Source organism: Iodobacter fluviatilis, assembly GCF_900451195.1.
In the GTDB taxonomy this organism is placed as follows: Bacteria; Pseudomonadota; Gammaproteobacteria; order Burkholderiales; family Chitinibacteraceae; genus Iodobacter; species Iodobacter fluviatilis.
The window spans coordinates 176,530-195,647 of the sequence record NZ_UGHR01000003.1 but is presented as its reverse complement, the minus strand read 5'-3'; the positions used below and the strand labels follow the sequence as shown (position 1 = coordinate 195,647).

Below are 19,118 nucleotides of genomic sequence, written 5' to 3'. Positions count from 1 at the left end.
TGTGATAAATCGCAACACTATTCCGCAGCGTTATTTCACTGAAATTATATTTTTATTCAAAACCCGCACAATAGTCAGCTGGCTGAATCATGACTAAGAAAGTAAATCATTTCATCATGCGGGTATGGTTTTATTTAGTAAGGAAGCCTCAGGTTCAACCGGCTGATATGTTTACCTTTGAGTAAGTTAAGGGTTCACGTATCCTTCAAGCCTTGCCGGAGCAGCAGTGGGAAAATCATGGAAAACGATAGCGTAATTGATCTCTTGCCCGAGCCGCGTCGCCTTGTTGCGAATCGTGGCTGGCATTGGTATGTAGACGGATTTAAGTTGTTTCGCCGTCAGCCGGGAATATGGATTGTCATTTCCCTGCAATTTTTTGTTTTAGCTTTGCTGGCGAACGTGCTACCTGTAGTAGGCGCTTTGGCCTATACCCTGGTATCCCCGGTATTGTCTGGCGGAATATATCTGGCAGCTAAGCGGTGCTATGCAGGTAACAGAGTCGGTCCTCTGGATTTATTTGCTGCGTTTCACGGTGAAATAAAACCCCTGCTTTGGGTGGGTTTTATTAATGTGCTTGCTGCGATGCTGGTCACGGTTGTGCTTGGCTTATTTGGCAGCCAGGCCAGTCTTGTTGATATTCCAGCCGGAAGCTTACCTACGCCAGAGCAAATGAAATCGCTGTATTTACATGCCTCGCTGAGCCTTATTTTAATGACGCCGGTGATGTGTGCAGTATGGTTTGCTCCCGCTTTAATACTATTTGATGGTTATTCTGCCATCGAGGCGATGAAGCTTTCATTTGCAGGCATTGCCCGCAACTGGCAGGCGTTTTTAGTGAGCGGGTTGCTTACGATTGCCTTGTGTTTTCTATCCGTATTTACATTATTACTGGGGTTTTTAGTAGTCTTACCGGTAATGATGCTGATGCAATATATTGCATACCGAGAAATTTTTGCTGCAGTGCCTGCAGGCGCTGATGGAGTTTAATGTGTTGGAAAGCCCATTTAAAGGTAAAACAGGAGTCGCCCGCATTTTTAATGCTCTGGGTTATTCCATCGATGGTCTAAAAGCAGGCTGGCTGAATGAAGCCGCATTTCGTCAGGTTACTTTGCTGGCGCTGCTTGGTATTCCCTGTGCGTTTTTAATTCCAGGGCTGCCTCATTGGGGCAGGGCATTACTGATAGGCAGTCATCTGGCCAGTATGATTGTTGAGCTGCTTAATTCGGCCATTGAGGCCGCGGTAGATCACACCTCCCTAGAGCGTCATGAGCTGGCTAAGCGTGCCAAAGATTTAGGTAGTGCGGCGCAATTGGTCTGCCTGCTGAATTTAGCCTTGATGTGGTGTTTGGTTGTGCTGGGCTGATTGCTCTGTTTTTTATGACGTACAGCTCCTTTGTACTGCCTGCCCGGATGTGAAGATTACTATGAGTCACCAGCAAGAGCGCCTGCTTAAAGGGCGCAGCTTCTACCGGCAGGGTGAGCATGCTCTGGCAGTCTCCAGCTTTTTGGAGGGTATAGAGGAATCGCTTGAGACCAGCGGAAATGAAAGCATTTATTGGATCGAGTTGGCGCATTTATTCCGTGAAACGGGCCAGGCGGAGCGGGCGTTAGCGCTCAACCAATATGGCTTGCAACTGGCAGGGGATGATGTCTACTTGATTTGTGCGGCAAGGCTGGGTTTGGCTGCCGATCTGTGGGAATTAAATCAGCAAGAGATGGCCCGCGCCATGATGCAGCAGGTTGTGGCCAACCCTCAGCTATACCAATGCCCTTATTTGTTGGAGCGCTTAAGCCAGCTCTGCATCGTGCAGGAGCAATGGCTGCCAGCGCTCAGCCTGATTGAAAAGGCGCTCGTACTGTATCAGGATGACCCGGTGGCGATGGCCAGCTGTGGTTTGTCACTGCTTAAGTTGCAAGGCCGGGCGAAGGTGCGCTCTGAGTATCACGATGGCGTGAGTATTGTTCAAAAATACATGCACTTACTTCCTAATGCCCAGCGTGAAATATACGCAGAGCTGGCTCGTGCCTATCAGGAGCTGGGGCAGTTCTCTGAATCAGCGGCTCATTTTATGCAAGCCTTGCAGATTGCTTCCAAGGTACAAAAAAAAACACGCCCCAGGCGTTTGGCTGCGGTGGAATACAAGCTGCGGCACATGACCAGTGAAATTGAAATTGAATTATTGCGTGAGAAAAACGTGGCACAGCATCAGCAGGTACAGGAGCTGGAAAACGTCACTTTCCGTGATGAGCTGACCGGCCTGCATAATGCTCGCTATCTGGAAATATGCTGGCCGGGCTTGCTGGATCAGGCTCGTGAAGATGTGGCGCTTTGTATGCTTAGCATTGGGATTGATCAGTTTGCCAGTATCCGTGAGGTGTTTGGCAGTGAGCTGGCCAGCATTGCTTATCATCAACTGGCACGCATTTTACAGCGCCATTTACCCGCTAAGGCTGTTTTGGTCTGCAGTGGATCAGGCACGTTTGCATTGGTATTTTTGGCTTTAGAAAAGGCAGAGATTGAGCAATTTTCTGCACGAGTGCAGCAGGATATTGCTTTATTGGAATATGCCCATTTGCCTGAGTCCCTGAGTATCAGCATGGGCGGGGCATTTTTTCAGGTAGGGGATACCGCCGAAATTTTACAACTTCGGGCTGATCTGGCTTTTTTTCTGGGGCAGCGACAGGGGCTGGGGCAATTGTTTTGGGATGAAGAAACCCGATGAGCGCAAAACTACAGTTTGCCACCCAATTGGAAATCCTGGCCAGGGAATCATATTGTGGCTCGCCTCCTTCGCCGGCAGAGGCCGGGCAGCTACTGCAGAATACTTTTGATGAGCCCCGGCTTCTGGCGATGGCTCAGGTGATTTTGGGGCACTCGTGGCAGCATTTAAGTGAGCATCTTAAGGCGCAGCAGGCATTTTCAGCGGGCATGCTTAGTTTTAAAGCAGCGGGGTGTCTGAAGGAGCAAACTGAAACCCTGATCCTGCTGGGGTTTTCGCATTTATTAAGCAATGAACCGCTGATTGCGCTTGATTATTGGTCTGATGCGCTCATCATTGCGCGTAAATTAAAAAATAGAAAACTATGTGCCCGTATCTATATGGGCATTAGCCAGGTTTATATTGGCTTTGGTGACGATCAGGCTGCATTGGGATTTAATGAACTGGCACTGGAGCTGGCGCGTAAATTAGGCAGTGATCATTTAAAGTGTGAGGTATTGCTGAATGTGGCCAGCGATACTTGCCGCTTAAAACGTTTTTCATATGCTTTGCAATGTCTGGCTGAAGCAGAAAAACTATTACAGCAATCGGTTGTGAACCCTATTTGGTCGGCTGAAATAATTTATTATCTGGGTGTTGTACATGCGGAACAAAAACAATGGGCTCAGGCTAAAATAGAGCTTGAAACTGCTTTTACTCTGAGTGATCAAAATGATAATTTATGGGGTAAAGCCCATGCTTTAACGGCACTGGCAGAAGTATTGCTGGCATTGGGTGAAAATAATGCCGGTACAATATTGCTGCAGGCCTTAAGTCTGGCAAAATCAGGCGGTATAAAAACACTACAAAATCGTTGTAATACGGCTTTAATTCAATGGCATTTGTCACGGCAAAATTATGAATTGGCTTTGCCTGCTTTTAATGCGCTGATTCAAAATGAAGATACAGAAAAATTTAAAATCAGCGCAAAGCACAAGCAGCATATTTTGCAATTAGAAACGCAAAGCCGTATGCGCCATTTGTAGTGTAAGTTGTTGAATATTATTAATAAAATGTCTAAGCTGCTGCTTATTTTTTGCTCCACCCCAGCGTGGTTTTAATTTGCCGGAGATAGGCATAAGCGGTGACTTCATGGCCTGCATCGCATAACAGGCGATGCCAGTGTTCTAATACCGGCTCTAAACCAGCCCGGTCGTGAATAAGTGCAAAGTCTTTATCTAAAAAGCGATCTAACTGGCCAGCCAGATATTGCTGATTGCTCATATACATCATCTGGCGGATTTGAGCGAGCGCCCTTTGATTGATACTCACCCCTTCGTGGCTATTTGCCGGGCCGTGGCTTTCTTCTATCATTTTAAGCAGCTCAAGCCTTGATAGACCTTCTTCTAATTCGGCTAAGCTAAATGCCTGTAACAGATCGCTGCGGGTTCTTTTTCCGTCGACCATAATTAAAATGCGACGGGCAACGGAAGAAAGCAAGCCGCTGCGTTCTTCAATTTCTTTACTACCTTTTGCGGTCTTAGTGAAACGCGGCTGATCCATTTTTATGACCAGAGAGGATTGTGTGTAAATAGGTTAACGTACTCTGACCTATAAGCCAACATGAATAATATAAAAAATTAATGATGGATATGTTTATATTTGTTTAAATCTTATAAAACTACATGCTTAGACCTATTAGAAAAATACATAAAAAAATCGCCCCTGAATGAGGGGCGATTTTTTATACGATATAACTAGGAATAAAATGCTGCTTAAAGGCCGCCATAGGAATGCAAGCCGGATAAAAACATATTTACGCCAATAAACGCAAAGCTGGTGACCAGCAGGCCAATCAGCGCCCACCATGCCAGCACATTGCCACGCCAGCCTTTTACTAAGCGCATATGCAGCCATGAGGCATAGTTCAGCCATACAATCAGCGCCCAGGTTTCTTTTGGATCCCAGCTCCAGTAACCACCCCATGCTTCAGCGGCCCACATTGCGCCTAAAATGGTGGCAATTGTGAAGAATAGAAAACCAATCGAAATGGCTTTATACATGACCTCGCCAAGTGTTTCGTAGCTTGGCAGGCGGCTGGATAAAATGCCTTTTGAAACCAAAAGCTGGGCGGCCCCCAGCCCTGCTGAAAGGGCAAAGGCACCGTAGCCTACAAAGTTGGCAGGGACGTGTATTTTCATCCACCAAGATTGCAATGCGGGGATTAGCGGTTGAATTTCATGCGCTTGGCGATCAACGCTGTACCAAAGAATAAAACCGACTGCAGCCAGAATAATGGGCAGCACGAAGGCACCCATGGTTTTGGCCATTCCTTGTGCTTTAAATTTTTGCTCGTAGTACAGATACATCAGTGTCGTAATCAGGCAAAACAGAATAAAAACTTCGTATAAATTTGAAACAGGAATATGGCCAACGTCGGCACCAATCAGATAGCTTTCATACCAACGCACTAATTTTGAGATCAGAGCCGCCGATGCAGCGGCCCAGGTTAAGCTGCTTGCGATGCCGAGTGCGGTGTTGGAACGGCGCAACATTCCCAGCCAGTACATTAAGGTTGCCAGCAAATAAAGCACGCACATCCACATGACGGCCGATTGGCTGGACAAAATATACTTTAACCAAAAGACGTTTTGTCCATTAGCAAGCGTGCCTTGATACAAGCCAATGCTTGCAAGTGAAAAAAGTGCACTGACAGGAAGAAAAACCCGCATGGCGGGCCAGAAGCGGCCAAACCACACAATGGCTGCAACAGCGGCTAATAAGATGCCTTCTTCGTAATAATCCATAAATGATGCATAGCGCTTATAGGCAAACAGGCCTGCAGCGATAATCAGGCCGGTAAACACCATGTCGAATGGTGATAAGCGGCGCTTGGAGATACTCATGGTGTTTTTCCTTTTGCAGCCAAATCAGTGGTGAGCTCGGTAAATTCACGATCCAGATCAGAATTCTTGCGGTTACTACTCATGGCAATCAGGGTTTTGCCAGCGGAAAGACGTACCCAAACCCGGTTTTCCCGAATATAAAACATACAGAAAATACCGATCACCAAAAATAAAGAACCTAAATACACAATATTTTGGCCGGGTGCACGGGTAATTTGAAATCCACTGGCTTTGACTTCATCAAAGCTGCTGGCTTGCAGCCAGACAGGCGGGCCATACTCATACAGGCTGCTGACTGCAACCAAGCTATCCATCAGGAAGCGGTATTGTGTTTCATCAATTGGCAGTACAGGCAGGCCCGCTTTTCCTTGTGCTACATCCATTGCATCAATGACCGTACCTTGCAGGATCTTGATATAGGTTTGGGCTACAGTCTGGCGCTGCTCTTTGGGCACTTTCTGATCGAGGAAACTTTCGATGGCAGGGAAACCTCCTTCACTAAAACGCGTAAGTACCCCGATAGTGACGTCTTTAAATTGCGCTTCGCCTTCTTTGGTAATTCCGCCGCTTTGGAAGGCTTTTGCTGCAGTTCGGCGGGCAATTTCCGGGTAAAGCGATTTATCGAGCAGGCTGGCCCGCAAACGCATAAAGGTGTTCGGTTCTAGGTCTTTATCCAGAGGGATACGAATAAATTGGAATGGCGCTGCTACTTCGGTGCGCATGCCTGTAACGGCATAGCCAGCGCCCTTTTCAAAAAATGGAGCAAAGTAATTCAGGTATTCAGTGGCTTGGCCGTTTTTATCGCGTAATTTAAATTGTATCGACGGACCAATATTTTTGAGGTTGTGCTCGCTTTGCACTGCTTGTGCCGAGGCCATGGCTTGGGCAAATTTACTGACTGCCATCGCGTTATTGGCTACTTTACCCATGTTTTCAATATTGAACGGGCGGAAATCACCCATTTCTAATTGAAAGGCCTGGCCATTGATTTGCATGCTCTGGCTGGATTGTGAGCGAACTTCAAATGCTTGTGCGCTGTGATTGTTTAAATTCCAGCGCTGCATTTTCAGCAGGGAGCCACCATCGCCAAAGCTGGCTTGATAAACGGCTACCCCTTTGTAAATTAGAGGTTTATTGACTTCTACTTTTGCTCTTTTAAGCACGGTTCCGGTTTTTTTGTCCAGCAAATCAATATCACTGGCAAAGAGTTTGGGCTGCCCGGTTGAATAATGCTCGATATAAAATTTATTCAGGCGTACTGCAAAGGGCAGATCCTGAACAAAATAGCCTTGGCCTGCATTTAAGAAAATCACATCGCCAACGGATCCTTCGGGCAGGGTGACATTACCGCGGAAAGATAAATTATCTTCGGGCAAGCGACTTTGCAGGGGGACTTTGCTCTGCGGCAAATCACGCGTTTCTGGTGTTTTAAAGCCAAACAGCTCGGTTAATTTGAGCGGCACATTTCCGTCAAGCAAGCCACCAATACAGATCACCACAATCGCCGAATGGGCAAATACATAGCCTAAGCGCTGAAAGCTGCCTTTTTTGGCTGCAATCAAGACTTGGCCATTCTCTTCACGAATGCGGCTGCGGTAGCCCCGGTTGGCCAGTGTGTCGATGACATCTTCGGTGGGTAATTCACTGTTTAATTCGATATTGTGCGACATCAAACGCAATGAATTATTGCTGGCGTTTTCACGATAACCCCGAATATCTTTCCAAATTCCGGGCATTTGCCGCCAAATACACAGGCTGGTTGAAAGCACAAGAAAGCTTAGTATCAGCAAAAACCAAGCGCTGTGGTAGACATCAAACAGGCCAAGCGGGTGAAATACTTGAAACCAGAACTCACCAAACTCAATTTTATAATTGGCGTAAGGCTCATTTTGTTTTAAAACCGTGCCAATAATCGAAGAGATAGCGAGGATAGTCAGCAGGCTTACGGCAAAACGCATTGACGAAAATAATTCGTACAATGCTTTTGGGAATGAAGTTTTGGGTGTCATAGAATTCAAAAAGGGGCTAAAGGCCCCTTGTTTTAGGGATCTGCTAAATAAGCTGGTGTTTAGTCAGCTAAAGAGCCCTGATACCGGATAAAGTTCCGATAAGGCATAGAAACACAGGTTTTTCATGATAAAAAACCTGTGCATTCTACGGTCTGATTAATGTAAAGCCTGGATGTATTCAGCCACGGCTTTGATTTCAGCATCTGACAATCTGGCCGCAACATCGGTCATGACCGTATTGTTGTTACGCTCGCCGCTGCGGAAAGTAGTCAGCTGTGCCAGCGTGTATGCCGAATGTTGGCCACCCATGCGTGGGTATTGGCCGGGAATCCCTGCGCCAGACGGGCCATGACAGGCCATACAGGCAGGTACGCCCTTAGCCATAATGCCACCACGGTAGATTTTTTTACCTGCTTCAATCAGGGCTTTATCAGAAGCGCCGCGATCTTTTGCTTGCTGGGCAGAGAAATACTCTGCCACGTTTTTCATATCAGCTGGCGATAAAGGCGCTGCCATACCCATCATCACGGGATTTTTTCGCTTAGCAGCCTTGAACTCGTTCAATTGTTTTACAATATATTCAGGATGTTGGCCTGCAAGGCTGGGATTGGCAGAAGCTGCGCTATTGCCATCAATGCCATGACAGGCTGCACAGACTTGCTCGACCAACAGTTTACCTTTTGCCGGATCTGCTTTCGTGCCGTCAGCGGCAAACGCGGTTGGGGCCACCATCAATAGTGTGGCAATGATTGCTGCAACAGGCGCACGGCGCATAAGCATTTGTCCTCAAAAGTGCAAGTAGCCGGGTATGTCAGCTTGTTGAAAAATTAAACGGGGCAGGCCTCTGGCAGGCGGGACAAAAAAACTGGAATTTACTAAAGTAAATGAGGATTTTTGTTGTTTTTAGCGCCTGGTGCGAGCATCGCAGTAATTTTGCAATAAGTTGAACCGGCCGAAGATTATTCAATTGCTGGTATTCTATAACAAGACCCGTTCACAAACCACAGTGGTTACCCAATGTCGCTTTTCCAAGGCTTGCAATTCCTGACAACCGTTAACGACCTGAAGGCTCTTCCGGCTGACGGTATGGAAGTTGCATTCGCCGGACGCTCTAATGCCGGCAAGTCCAGTGCTATTAATACACTGGCCAATCATACGCGGCTTGCCTTTGTTTCTAAAACACCGGGCCGTACTCAACACATCAATTATTTTCAATTTGGTAATGCTAATAACCGACTAGTCGATTTACCAGGTTACGGTTATGCTGAAGTACCTGTGTCAGTTAGGCAACACTGGGAAAGATTATTAAGCCAGTATTTGGTGCGCCGGAGCAATCTGATTGGCTTAGTGCTGATTATGGATTCACGTCGTCCACTGACCGAGCTTGATCGTCAGATGCTGGATTGGTTCCGTCCTACAGGCAAACCTATCCATTGTATTCTGACTAAATGCGATAAGTTAAATCGTCAGGAACAAACTGCGATTTTGCGTAAGGTAGAGGCTGAGTTTGCTGACGAATCGATGATTACCGTTCAGCTGTTCTCCAGCTCTAAAAAGTTAGGAACAGATATTGCAGAAAAGGTAGTTGGTGGCTGGTTTGATGCCATGAATTACCAAGCGTCGCAGGCAGAGGCCAGTTCGGAGCATTCAGAGCCGATAGACGGGGAGTAAAGGGGCTTGCAGTTTTATGACATAGTTCTATCTTGATTCTAGGTGCGCCCCTGCACCTCCCGCTTTTTCCTCCCTGAGCGGGTGCTTTGGCAACGTGCCAAAGCCTGTATGGCCCCGGTCGATGCCTGCTCAGACCGGGGTTTCTTTTTTTATGTATCTCTGCATCTTGACTTAGTATTAACTTATTATTTTATGATTAAGAACGCTTGCAGATAAAATTGAGCGCATATACTGCGCCATATCATGATGATTTCTGCCAGCTCCTGATAAAACCATACTGAAAACATACTGGCTTTTGAAAAGGGGAAATGTAATGTCAACGCTCGCCGGAGTAAAAGTTATGGTGATTGATGACAGTAATACCATTCGTAGAAGTGCGGAGATTTTTTTGGGGCAAGCGGGGTGCGAAGTCATTCTTGCAGAAGATGGTTTTGATGCTTTAGCTAAAATCAGTGATCGTTTGCCTGACGTGATCTTTGTTGATGTGATGATGCCAAGGCTGGATGGTTACCAAACTTGCTCGCTGATTAAAAAGAATCCACGTTATAAAACAACCCCCGTTATTATGTTGTCTTCTAAAGATGGTTTGTTTGATCGTGCCAGAGGACGAATGGTAGGGTCTGATGAGTATTTAACTAAGCCTTTTACTAAAGACAGCCTGTTGTTGGCTGTTGCTGCACATATTCGCAGCGTTTGACTATGGGTAGGATAGCAATGAGTATTAAAAAAATATTGATCGTCGATGATTCACCAACTGAACGCCATTTTTTGGGTGAGTTGCTCACTAAAAATAGTTTTCAGGTCATGACTGCTGAATCGGGCGAAGAAGCCGTGGCAAAAGTGAAAGAATTGATGCCCGATTTGATTTTGATGGATGTTGTCATGCCCGGCATGAATGGCTTTCAAGCCACACGCACAATTAGCCGTGATGAGTTGACTAAGCATATTCCAATTATTATGTGCACTTCTAAGAACCAAGAAACAGATATGGTTTGGGGACGTCGCCAAGGTGCTGTGGAATACGTAGTAAAGCCTATTGACCCGCAGGAATTACTTTCCAAAATTGCGGCTTTGTAAAAATAGTGTGTTGTGCATAAATTAAGATCGCGGGCTGATTTTAAAAAATCAATATGCCCGCGAAAAGCATGTAAGGTGCGAATGGAATTTCACTCGTAAAAACCGATATTTTTATATGCAATGGCGCTAGGTCATTGTCATATAAAGTTTGGGTTTTAGCCTGATGCGCCAGCGATTTTGTGTGTAAATAAATTGAAGCTTCTTTCAGCGGAAAAACCATGGCCAAACGGATTAGCCTGCGTGACTATCAAGAAGGGGTAATGGCGCGATTAAAAAGCGTTACCTCTACAGCTCAAGTGGATGCTCGTTTGGGCGTAAGGATCGGTGGTGAAAATTGGCTGGTCGATTTATCCGATGTCGCTGAAGTAATGCCTTTACCTGCAATTGCGACTGTTCCTCTGGTGCAGCCTTGGTTCAAGGGTGTCGCCAATTTGCGTGGAAATCTGGTGAGTGTCAGTGATTTGGCGGCATTTATGGGGGCGGGTAGTTTATCGTCCACGCCTGCTGCACGATTATTGTTAATACATTCCCGGCATATATTGCATTGCGCTGTTTTAGTTGATCGTATGCTTGGTTTAAAGCATTTGGCCGATTTAACGCCTGATTATTTGCTCACGCGTTCATCTGCTTGGACAGGGGATGCTTATCGCGATGCGGCAGGTGTTTCGTGGCGATGTTTAGATATTCAGGCTTTAGTTGCACAGCCTGCTTTTTTACAAACAGGTCAAATATAGCTGGCCGTTGAAAAACGTAGCATCCCCGCATAAAAGCGTTTGGCAGGATCAGGCAGAAATCTCATTTTAAGCGGTTTGATTGAGTCTTTTGTTGGTTTGCCCGGGCGTTGTGGTGAGGGTGTAGTTGTTTTAATGGTCTGCTGATGAGCAGCAGCCATAAAAAATAGATACAGGATCGGGAGTAATACACAATGGCACTGAATCTGGATGGCGTTAAGCGCCTTTTTTCCGGAAGAAAACAGGCAGCCCCTGTTTCGGCGAATACGACTTATGAGCCGATTAAAACAACATGGATTATGGGCAAGCTGAGCCTGCCAGAAGCCGATGAATCACAGTTAAAAAAACCACTGCCACTGATTGGCCTGCTGCCTATTCGTCAGCAAATGGCTATTTTACTGGCGGTGATGTTGCTGTCTGCCGGATTGTTTATTATCACGGCGTTTTTGGCTTTCCAAGCTTCGTCTTATAACGCGGAGCGTCGTGCGGTTTCTACTGAAATGCAGATGCTTTCGCAGCGTATTGCCCGGGCATCCACTCAGGCCGTACAGGGTAAGGCAGAAGCATTCCCCATTTTAAAAGATGCATACATCCGCTTTGACGATAACTTAAAGCAGTTGTCGGGTGGTGGATTGTTGGCCAGCTTATTGGCGCATAACCCGACTCAGCTGATTAATTCGGTTAATGCCATCTGGAAAAAGTCTTTTAGCAGCAATGCGGCGCGCCCTACTGTTGATACGATTCTCAAGCAGGAAAAAGCGCTGGTTACAATTGGTCAGTCTGTTTTAACGATTAACCGAAATGATGCGATTTTGCTGGAAAACACTCAGGAATTTGCCAAAATGCTGGGTGCAAATGGCGGCTCAGCACGCGATCTGGAATACGCTCAGCACTTATCCATGCTGTCTCAGCGTATGGCCAAAAACTCTAATACGGTTTTTGGTGATGATCTGATCAACCCTGAAGTGGTTTCTTTATTGGGTAAAGACTCTGTTTTATTTGATGAAATCATTACTGCGTTTTTGGATGGCCAAAACCCGGATTTACAAATTCGCGCGGTCAGCAATCCGGCTCTGATTGAAAAATTAAAAGAAATTGATAAACGCTTCCGCGATTTTGAAGTGGTTATTACCTCCTTCTCTAAAAACATGCAGCCCTTGGTTAGTTCGCGACTGGCCAGCCAAAGCATTGTTACTGATTCAGAAAAACTACTAAAAGACACCGGCGATCTTGCTGATGCCTATGAAAACAAAACAGGCAGCTTTGTTACTGGTTTCTTAGAGTTTATTTTCGTTGTTGTTGCATTGTTTGCTCTGTACCAATTGGTTTCAGTGTTTAACCAGGAATCGGTACGCCGTCGTTTGGTACTGGAAGCCGAGAATAAAAAGAACCAGGAGGCGATTTTGCGCCTGCTGAATGAAATGGCTGACTTAGCGGACGGGGATCTGACCGTTCGTGCATCGGTTACAGAGGATCTGACCGGGGCGATTGCGGACTCGATTAACTACACGATTGAAGAGTTGCGTTCCCTGATTACCAAGATTAACCGTGCAACAGGGCAGGTTACTTCGGCCACGCAGGAAGCTCAGGGTATTTCTGATGAATTGCTGGCCGCTGCGGAGCGTCAGTCTGTTGAGATTGAAGGCACCAACCAAACGGTTGAGCAGATGGTGACATCGATTCGTGGTGTATCGAGCAATGCCGCCGAATCAGCGAACGTGGCGCAGTCATCCCTGATGGCTGCTGAAAAGGGCGCTGAGGCGGTACAGAATCAGATTAAGGGTATGGGCGATATTCGCGAGCAGATTCAGGAAACAGCGAAACGGATTAAACGTCTGGGTGAAAGCTCACAAGAAATTAGTGAAATCGTTGAATTGATTTCAGACATTACCGAACAGACCAACGTCTTGGCTTTGAATGCGGCGATTCAGGCTGCTGCTGCGGGTGATGCGGGCCGTGGGTTCTCGATTGTTGCTGAAGAAGTGCAGCGTCTGGCGGAACGTTCAGGCGAGGCGACCAAGCAGATTAGTGCGATTGTGAAAACGATTCAGACCGATACCCATGATGCGGTAGCGGCGATGGAGGTTTCCACTCAGGGTGTGGTTGAAGGGGCGAAGCTATCTGATGCGGCGGGTCAGGCTCTGACCGAGATTGGTCAGGTTTCCCGTGATCTGGCGCGTTTGATTGAATCGATTGCGCATGAAACGGAAGATCAGACCCAGCTGGCAAGTAAGGTTAACTTATCCATGCGTGATATTTTGGCCATTACTGAGCAAACGACTGCAGGTACAAAACAATCTGCGATCGCGGTGGGGCAGCTGACCTCTCTGGCGCAAGAGCTGAAAGACTCCGCTTCAGGCTTTAAGCTTTAATCGGAATGGTTTTAGGTCATGGTATTGCGGGATGGTGCAGGGGAAAGCCCTGATCATTCCTGCATACCTTTGAATTACGTTGAAGTGTTACTTGAAAATAGGCTTTAAATGAGCGCGCATACCGAATTCGATCTGGGCTCTCTGGTCTGGGTTAAGAGCGAAATCGAGCAAACTTTACAAAAAGCGTCGCAAGCTTTGGCTCAGTTTGGCGAGACCAAAGACAGCGCATTGCTGAAACATGCCCGAACCTTTTTGCATCAGGCCTATGGCGCTGTGCAAATGGTTGAGCTCACCGGCCTTGCTCGTTTCTGTGAAGAAATTGAACAAACGCTGGCTGCAGATGAGATCAGCGCCGATACGCTGGCTATTATTCAGCGGGCCATTGTTGAGGCCCGCCGCTATCTTGAGCAAATTGCTGTAGGCGCGCCCAATCAGCCGCTTCGATTGCTGGCCAGCTTCAAAAAAATGGCGGCTTTGCGCCAGGCCTCAGACAGCGGCTCGGAGTTGTTTTTCCCTCAGCTTGCCGAATTATCCCTGCCTAAAGGTTTACCTGCCCGTACATTGGCTGCTCATGAAATCGGGCCATTTGTGCGTGCGCGTCGTCTGCGTTTTGAAGCCGTACTGCTGAGCTGGATCGCGCATGACAAAGCGGCGGCTGGTGTGATGGCTAAAAATCTGGCCGAGATTGCGGCCACTCAGTCTTTGGCGATTTCCCGCCACTTCTGGTGGGCAGCTGCCGGTTTACTGGACGGCTTGAGCCATCAGCAAGGGCAGACTGAGCCAGATGTCGATCTGAAACAACTGGTACTGCGTTTAAATATGCAATTGCGCCGTTTGAGCGATGGCTCCGGCAAGGTTGCTGAGCGCTTATACCGCGATATTCTGTACGCATTGTTGATGCTGGAAACCAGCAGCTCGCTGGCATTAGCGCTGCGTAAGTCTTTTGCTTTAGAAAGCCTTCTGCCAGGCGCAGACAGCGATTTGCTTTCGCCTGCATCTGAGTTTCGCCATTCACTTGCTCGCACTCTGCGTGACGAGCTGGATACATGTAAAGAAAGCTGGGGCCGTGTTTGCTCCGGCCAGTTTGAGCGCTTAAGTGCATTTATTGCAGGTTTTGAGCCGCTCGCCCAGCGTGCCGAGCCCTTGGCGATTCCGGGGCTGGATCAGTTATGGCCAGCGATTTCTGCATCGGTACAACGCTTAAATCAGCAGGCCCCCAGCGATGCAAATGCGCTGGAAGTTGCGACCGCACTGCTTTTGATCGATAACTGCCTCACCATTTATCCCCTGATTGCAGAAGATTTTCCTGTTCAGGTTGAGGCCATGTGTCAGCGGCTGCTGAACCCCTCCCTGAAAAATGAAGTCCCTCACCTGGATGAAATTACCCGGCAGGCACAAGAGCGTTTGTTGCAAGCTCAGCTGGCGCATGAAATGCGCAGTAATTTACAAACTGTTGAAGATATCCTTGATGCGTGGTTCCGTCAGCCTGATAACGGCAGCGAATTAGGCAAGATTGATCCGAGTTTGCGCCAGATTATGGGTGCGCTGCTGATGCTTGAGAAACAGCAAGCCGTGGCTCTGTTACAAGCTTGTCAGCAGAGAATTGAGCAATTCACTCAAAGCGAGCTGTTGTTACCCGCTCAGGAAGAGCTTGAGTTACTGGCTGAAGGCTTATCTTGCCTTGGTTTTTATATCGATAGCATTGCACAAAACAGGGATGAGCCCGCCTCTTTGCTGAGCATGATCGATAAGCTGACCGGTGCAAAGCAGGCTGATGAACAGGAAAACGAGTTAGAAATACTCGAGGTGGAGCCGCAGCTTGATGCTGTTGTCCATGCTGAGCCTGTACAGCAGGTCATGGCTGACCCATCCCGGCCTCTGCCTGTAACGGATGAAGCCGTTGATGCTGAGTTGCTCGAGGTATTCCTGGAAGAAGCAACAGAAGTACTGGCCAGCATTGCTGAGCAGGTATTGGTTTGCCAGCAAACTCCGCACGACAGAGACGCATTAACCGTATTAAGACGTAGCTTCCATACCCTTAAAGGCAGTGGGCGCATGGTGGGACTCAACCATCTTGCCCAAGTTGCATGGGCGATGGAGCAGCTTTTAAGCAAGTTAATGCAAATTGAAAAAACGGCTTCACTGGAGTTATTGCAACTGCTTGCTCAGGCCCATACTGCTTTCTCTGGCTGGGTGCAGCAGCTCAGCAGCGAGGGTGTTGCTCAGGTAGAAGGCAGCGATTTAATTGCTTCAGCAGAGCGGCTGAGAGCACAGCTGGATGCCGCAGCCAGCGTACCCGACGAAAACATCAGCGTATCGCTGGAAGGTGAGCCTAGTGCAAGTGATGAAGTAACGATCGGTACGGTCACCGTATCGGCATCCTTATTTTCATTGTTCTGCAAGGAAGCAGCTCAATATCTGCTTACCCTGCAAGGTGGCAAGAGCAGCCATCCTTCCAGTTATTTACTGGCTGCGCATACTCTGGGCGGTATTGCGTCAACAGCAGGTTTCCGCAGCTTAGGCGAATTAGCCTACAGCATTGAACATGCCGTGCAGCAGCTGGGTGAAGTGGTGATCGGGCAGGAGCCTGCTCTTGATCAGGCGGTTACTCGTATTGCCAGCATGCTGGAATCGATCTTTGCACTTGAAGCGCCGGGCTTTGCAGAGGCAGAAATCCTTGCTTTACAAAATCTGCAAGCCGAAACCTACGAAATTTCTCTGGATGAAACACCCGAAGCCCAGCTTGTTGAGCTTGAGCTTATCGAGCCGCCGGTTGTGCAGGCAGAGCACGAGCTTGAGTTAAGCTTGGATGAGCCAGCAGACTTGGCAGGGCTTGAAACGACGCTTGATCTGGATATTGCGGAGCCTGATGTTCTGCATGACGAGCCGAAAACCGCTGTTGCTGAAGTGTTGTCTGAGCTTGATGAGCCGCTTGCCCTGCATGAGTCCCATGATGAACTTTCAAGCGAAGCACTGACTGAGGAATTTGCAGTAGAGCCTGCTGCAGATATCTTTAAAGACGAAGAATCCATTGAAGCGCTTAGCTCGTTTGATCATTTATCCGATGATCAGCATGAGGCAGATATTGCAGAAGCGCTGCATGAGGATGCGGATACCGGCCTCAGTGATGTGCTGCCTTATCAGCCAGAAGCGCTCGAACTGCCTGAGCCTTCTGTCCTTGCTATGCCAGAACCTGCAGCTGAGCCGCTGTCTCCGCTGAGCAGCTTGCTGGATCAGCAGGACGATGATGCAGAAGGGGTCAGCTTGCTGGATATGGAGTCGCTGACTCCGTTTGAACAGCTTATGGATAAGCACGATGTGCAGCGTAAGTCCGAGCTGGACAGCCTGCAGGCCGACGATATTGATGAGCAGCTATTGCCTGTGTTCATCGAAGAAGCGGATGAGCTGATGCAACAAATCAGCAGCTCCCTGCGTGGTTTACGTCAGCCGGATGAAGTGCAGAAAGAATCAGGCGCCCTGAAGCGGCTGTTACACACCTTCAAGGGCAGTGCGCGGATGGCGGGTGCCATGCGTATGGGTGAGGTTGCTCACCAGATGGAAAGCCGTTTACTGGCGGCAGGAAATCACTATTCTGCTGCGCTTCTTGATGCGCTGGATGCCGATTTTGACTTGATTCAATCTCTGGCCGATGAATTAAAAGGTGTGAAGCAGCCTGCTCCGGTTGTGCAGGCCGTTGTTCCAGTGGCTGTTGAAGTGGAAAGCGGGACCACGATTCGGGTTAAATCCGAGCTGATGGATCAGCTGGTTAATCAGGCCGGTGAGGTATCGATCGCCAGATCGCGTATTGAAGCCGAAATGATCACCATGAAAACCTCTCTGCTTGATTTAACAGAAAACGTGAATCGTTTGCGCAGCCAGCTCAGAGAGCTCGAAATTCAGGCTGAATCACAAATGCAGGCGAAGATTCAGGATGGTCATGAGGCCAACTTTGATCCGCTTGAGTTCGATCGGTTTACACGTTTGCAGGAAGTGACCCGTTTTATTGCCGAGAGCGTTAACGACGTTGCAACGATTCAGCAAAACTTGCTGAAAAACCATGATGATTCAACTGGTGCATTAATGCAGCAGGCGCGGATGACCAAAGAGTTGCAACAAAGCCTGATGCGTGTGCGCATGGTGCCGTTCAGCAGCTTGTCAGACCGGCTTTACCGCCTTACCCGTCAGACAGGTAAGGAAGTCGGTAAAAAGGTCAATCTGGAGCTGCGCGGTGGTCGTGTGGAAGTAGACCGTGGCGTACTGGATCAGATGATGTCGCCGTTTGAGCATATGTTGCGCAATGCGATCGACCATGGTCTGGAAAGCACCGAGCAGCGAATTGCACTGGGCAAGTCAGAGTTTGGTGAAGTACAGGTTGAAGTTCGCCAGGAAGGCAATGAGCTGGTTCTGGTGCTAAAAGATGATGGTAAAGGGCTTGATCTGGAGTCCTTACGGGCCAAAGGGGTAGAAAAAGGTTTAATTGGCCCGCAGGCCAGTGATCAGATGGTGACCGGGCTGATTTTCGAGCCGGGCATCAGTACTGCCAGCTCGCTGACTGCACTTTCCGGCCGTGGCATCGGCATGGATGTGGTGAAGAATAAGCTGGGTGATTTGGGTGGGCGGATTGATGTATCAAGCCAGGCTGGTGTGGGTACAACCTTTACCATTTATCTGCCTCTGACCCTTGCCGTGACCCAGGTTGTACTGGTTAAAGCGGGTGGAGAGCAATTTGCTATTCCCTCCGGAATGATCGAGCAGGTTCAGGAAATTAAGCTCAGTGTTTTAGAGCGAATTTACGAGAACCGTTTCCAGGAATGGATGGATCACCGCTATCCTTTTGCATACCTGCCAAGGCTTTTAGGCGATGCAGTTTCGGTGCCTGAGCAAAAGCGCTACAACACCATTATGTTGCTGCGCAGTGGTACCGGGCGTATGGCGCTGCATGTGGATGAGCTGGTGCGCAATCAGGAAGTCGTGGTGAAAACCATTGGACCACAGCTGGCCCGTATTCCGGGTGTAACCGGTGCTACCGTGCTGGGGAATGGTGATGTGGTGATGATTATGAACCCTCTCACCCTTCTGGCTCGCGGTGAAACACGCAGTGCGGCGGTACAACTGGTTCCTGAAGAGCTGAAAACGACACCTCTGGTGATGGTGGTGGATGATTCACTGACGGTGCGCAAAATCACGGGCCGTTTATTGGCGCGTGAAGGCTTCCAGGTCCTCACCGCTAAAGATGGTGTGGATGCTTTGCAACAGCTTTCTGATGTCATTCCTGATGTAATGCTGGTTGATATTGAAATGCCGCGCATGGATGGGTTTGAGCTCACCCGGAATGTACGGGCCAATGAAAGCACGCGGCAGATTCCTATCATCATGATTACTTCGCGAACTGCTGATAAACATAAGAACTACGCATTTGAGCTGGGCGTGAATGCCTTCCTTGGAAAGCCTTATCAGGAAGAGGAGTTGTTAGGCCAGATCAGGAGCTTTATTAAGTCTTAAGTTGGCGTGACTGCTGCTTTGAGAAGCTAAGCTGTTAAATGTTATTTGGTTGGGTTAATGGCCCCGCTCGTTTTTAAGTAAACGCAGCGGGGCTGTTTTATTTTGAGTAAGCAGTTTTTAGCAGTGGCCTGATCGAAGGCGTTTTTATCCA

The 19,118-nt window shown here is 48.1% G+C and carries 14 protein-coding genes; 10 read left to right on the top strand and 4 right to left on the bottom strand.

Annotation, left to right across the window (positions count from 1 at the left end):
• Positions 1-237: 237 nt before the first annotated feature.
• From DYD62_RS16210 to DYD62_RS16195, 4 genes are all read left to right on the top strand, one after another.
• A complete protein-coding gene (locus tag DYD62_RS16210) occupies positions 238-987 on the top strand; it encodes a BPSS1780 family membrane protein (RefSeq protein ID WP_115228469.1) in 750 nt (249 codons plus the stop codon).
• Entirely contained in the window at positions 977-1,363 is a 387-nt protein-coding gene (locus DYD62_RS16205) for a diacylglycerol kinase (protein ID WP_099396601.1), read from the top strand. Before DYD62_RS16210 ends, DYD62_RS16205 begins: the two co-directional genes overlap by 11 nt.
• Positions 1,364-1,424: 61 nt before the next feature.
• Positions 1,425-2,723, top strand: coding sequence for a tetratricopeptide repeat-containing diguanylate cyclase (locus DYD62_RS16200; RefSeq protein WP_115228468.1), 1,299 nt, complete (start codon positions 1,425-1,427; stop codon positions 2,721-2,723).
• Entirely contained in the window at positions 2,720-3,745 is a 1,026-nt protein-coding gene (locus DYD62_RS16195) for a tetratricopeptide repeat protein (protein ID WP_115228467.1), read from the top strand. The genes DYD62_RS16200 and DYD62_RS16195 overlap by 4 nt, the downstream gene beginning before the upstream one ends.
• Positions 3,746-3,788: 43 nt before the next feature.
• On the opposite strand, the gene DYD62_RS16190 is transcribed toward DYD62_RS16195, so the two are convergent.
• The 4 genes from DYD62_RS16190 to DYD62_RS16175 form a co-directional block, all read right to left on the bottom strand.
• Complete coding sequence (locus tag DYD62_RS16190) at positions 3,789-4,262, bottom strand: hypothetical protein (protein WP_115228466.1); 474 nt, start codon at positions 4,260-4,262, stop codon at positions 3,789-3,791.
• Between the two features lie 212 nt (positions 4,263-4,474).
• Entirely contained in the window at positions 4,475-5,605 is a 1,131-nt protein-coding gene (gene ccsB / locus DYD62_RS16185) for a c-type cytochrome biogenesis protein CcsB (protein ID WP_115228465.1), read from the bottom strand.
• Positions 5,602-7,563 carry a cytochrome c biogenesis protein ResB gene (locus DYD62_RS16180; protein WP_233702960.1) on the bottom strand — a complete coding sequence of 654 codons (1,962 nt, stop codon included), beginning with the start codon at positions 7,561-7,563 and terminating at the stop codon, positions 5,602-5,604. Before DYD62_RS16180 ends, ccsB begins: the two co-directional genes overlap by 4 nt.
• A 207-nt stretch (positions 7,564-7,770) precedes the next feature.
• The gene (locus DYD62_RS16175) at positions 7,771-8,394 is read right to left on the bottom strand and encodes a c-type cytochrome (protein ID WP_308418353.1); all 624 of its coding nucleotides are present in this window, start codon (positions 8,392-8,394) and stop codon (positions 7,771-7,773) included.
• Positions 8,395-8,631: 237 nt separating this feature from the next.
• Between DYD62_RS16175 and yihA the strand changes: the two genes are divergently transcribed.
• From yihA to DYD62_RS16140, 6 genes are all read left to right on the top strand, one after another.
• Positions 8,632-9,285: a ribosome biogenesis GTP-binding protein YihA/YsxC gene (yihA, locus tag DYD62_RS16170; protein ID WP_115228462.1), complete on the top strand. Its 654-nt coding sequence runs from the start codon at positions 8,632-8,634 to the stop codon at positions 9,283-9,285.
• Between the two features lie 313 nt (positions 9,286-9,598).
• Positions 9,599-9,982 (top strand): response regulator, encoded by a 384-nt coding sequence (locus DYD62_RS16165; RefSeq protein WP_099396593.1) that lies wholly within the window; start codon positions 9,599-9,601, stop codon positions 9,980-9,982.
• A 17-nt stretch (positions 9,983-9,999) separates the two neighbouring features.
• On the top strand, positions 10,000-10,362 hold the full coding sequence (locus DYD62_RS16160; RefSeq protein WP_099396592.1) for a response regulator: 363 nt from the start codon (positions 10,000-10,002) through the stop codon (positions 10,360-10,362).
• Positions 10,363-10,580: 218 nt separating this feature from the next.
• Entirely contained in the window at positions 10,581-11,096 is a 516-nt protein-coding gene (locus DYD62_RS16150; RefSeq protein WP_115228460.1) for a chemotaxis protein CheW, read from the top strand.
• A 191-nt stretch (positions 11,097-11,287) separates the two neighbouring features.
• On the top strand, positions 11,288-13,465 hold the full coding sequence (locus DYD62_RS16145) for a methyl-accepting chemotaxis protein (RefSeq protein ID WP_115228459.1): 2,178 nt from the start codon (positions 11,288-11,290) through the stop codon (positions 13,463-13,465).
• A 108-nt stretch (positions 13,466-13,573) separates the two neighbouring features.
• Positions 13,574-18,967, top strand: a complete 5,394-nt coding sequence (locus DYD62_RS16140; RefSeq protein ID WP_115228458.1) for an Hpt domain-containing protein — start codon at positions 13,574-13,576, stop codon at positions 18,965-18,967.
• The last annotated feature ends 151 nt before the right edge of the window (positions 18,968-19,118 follow it).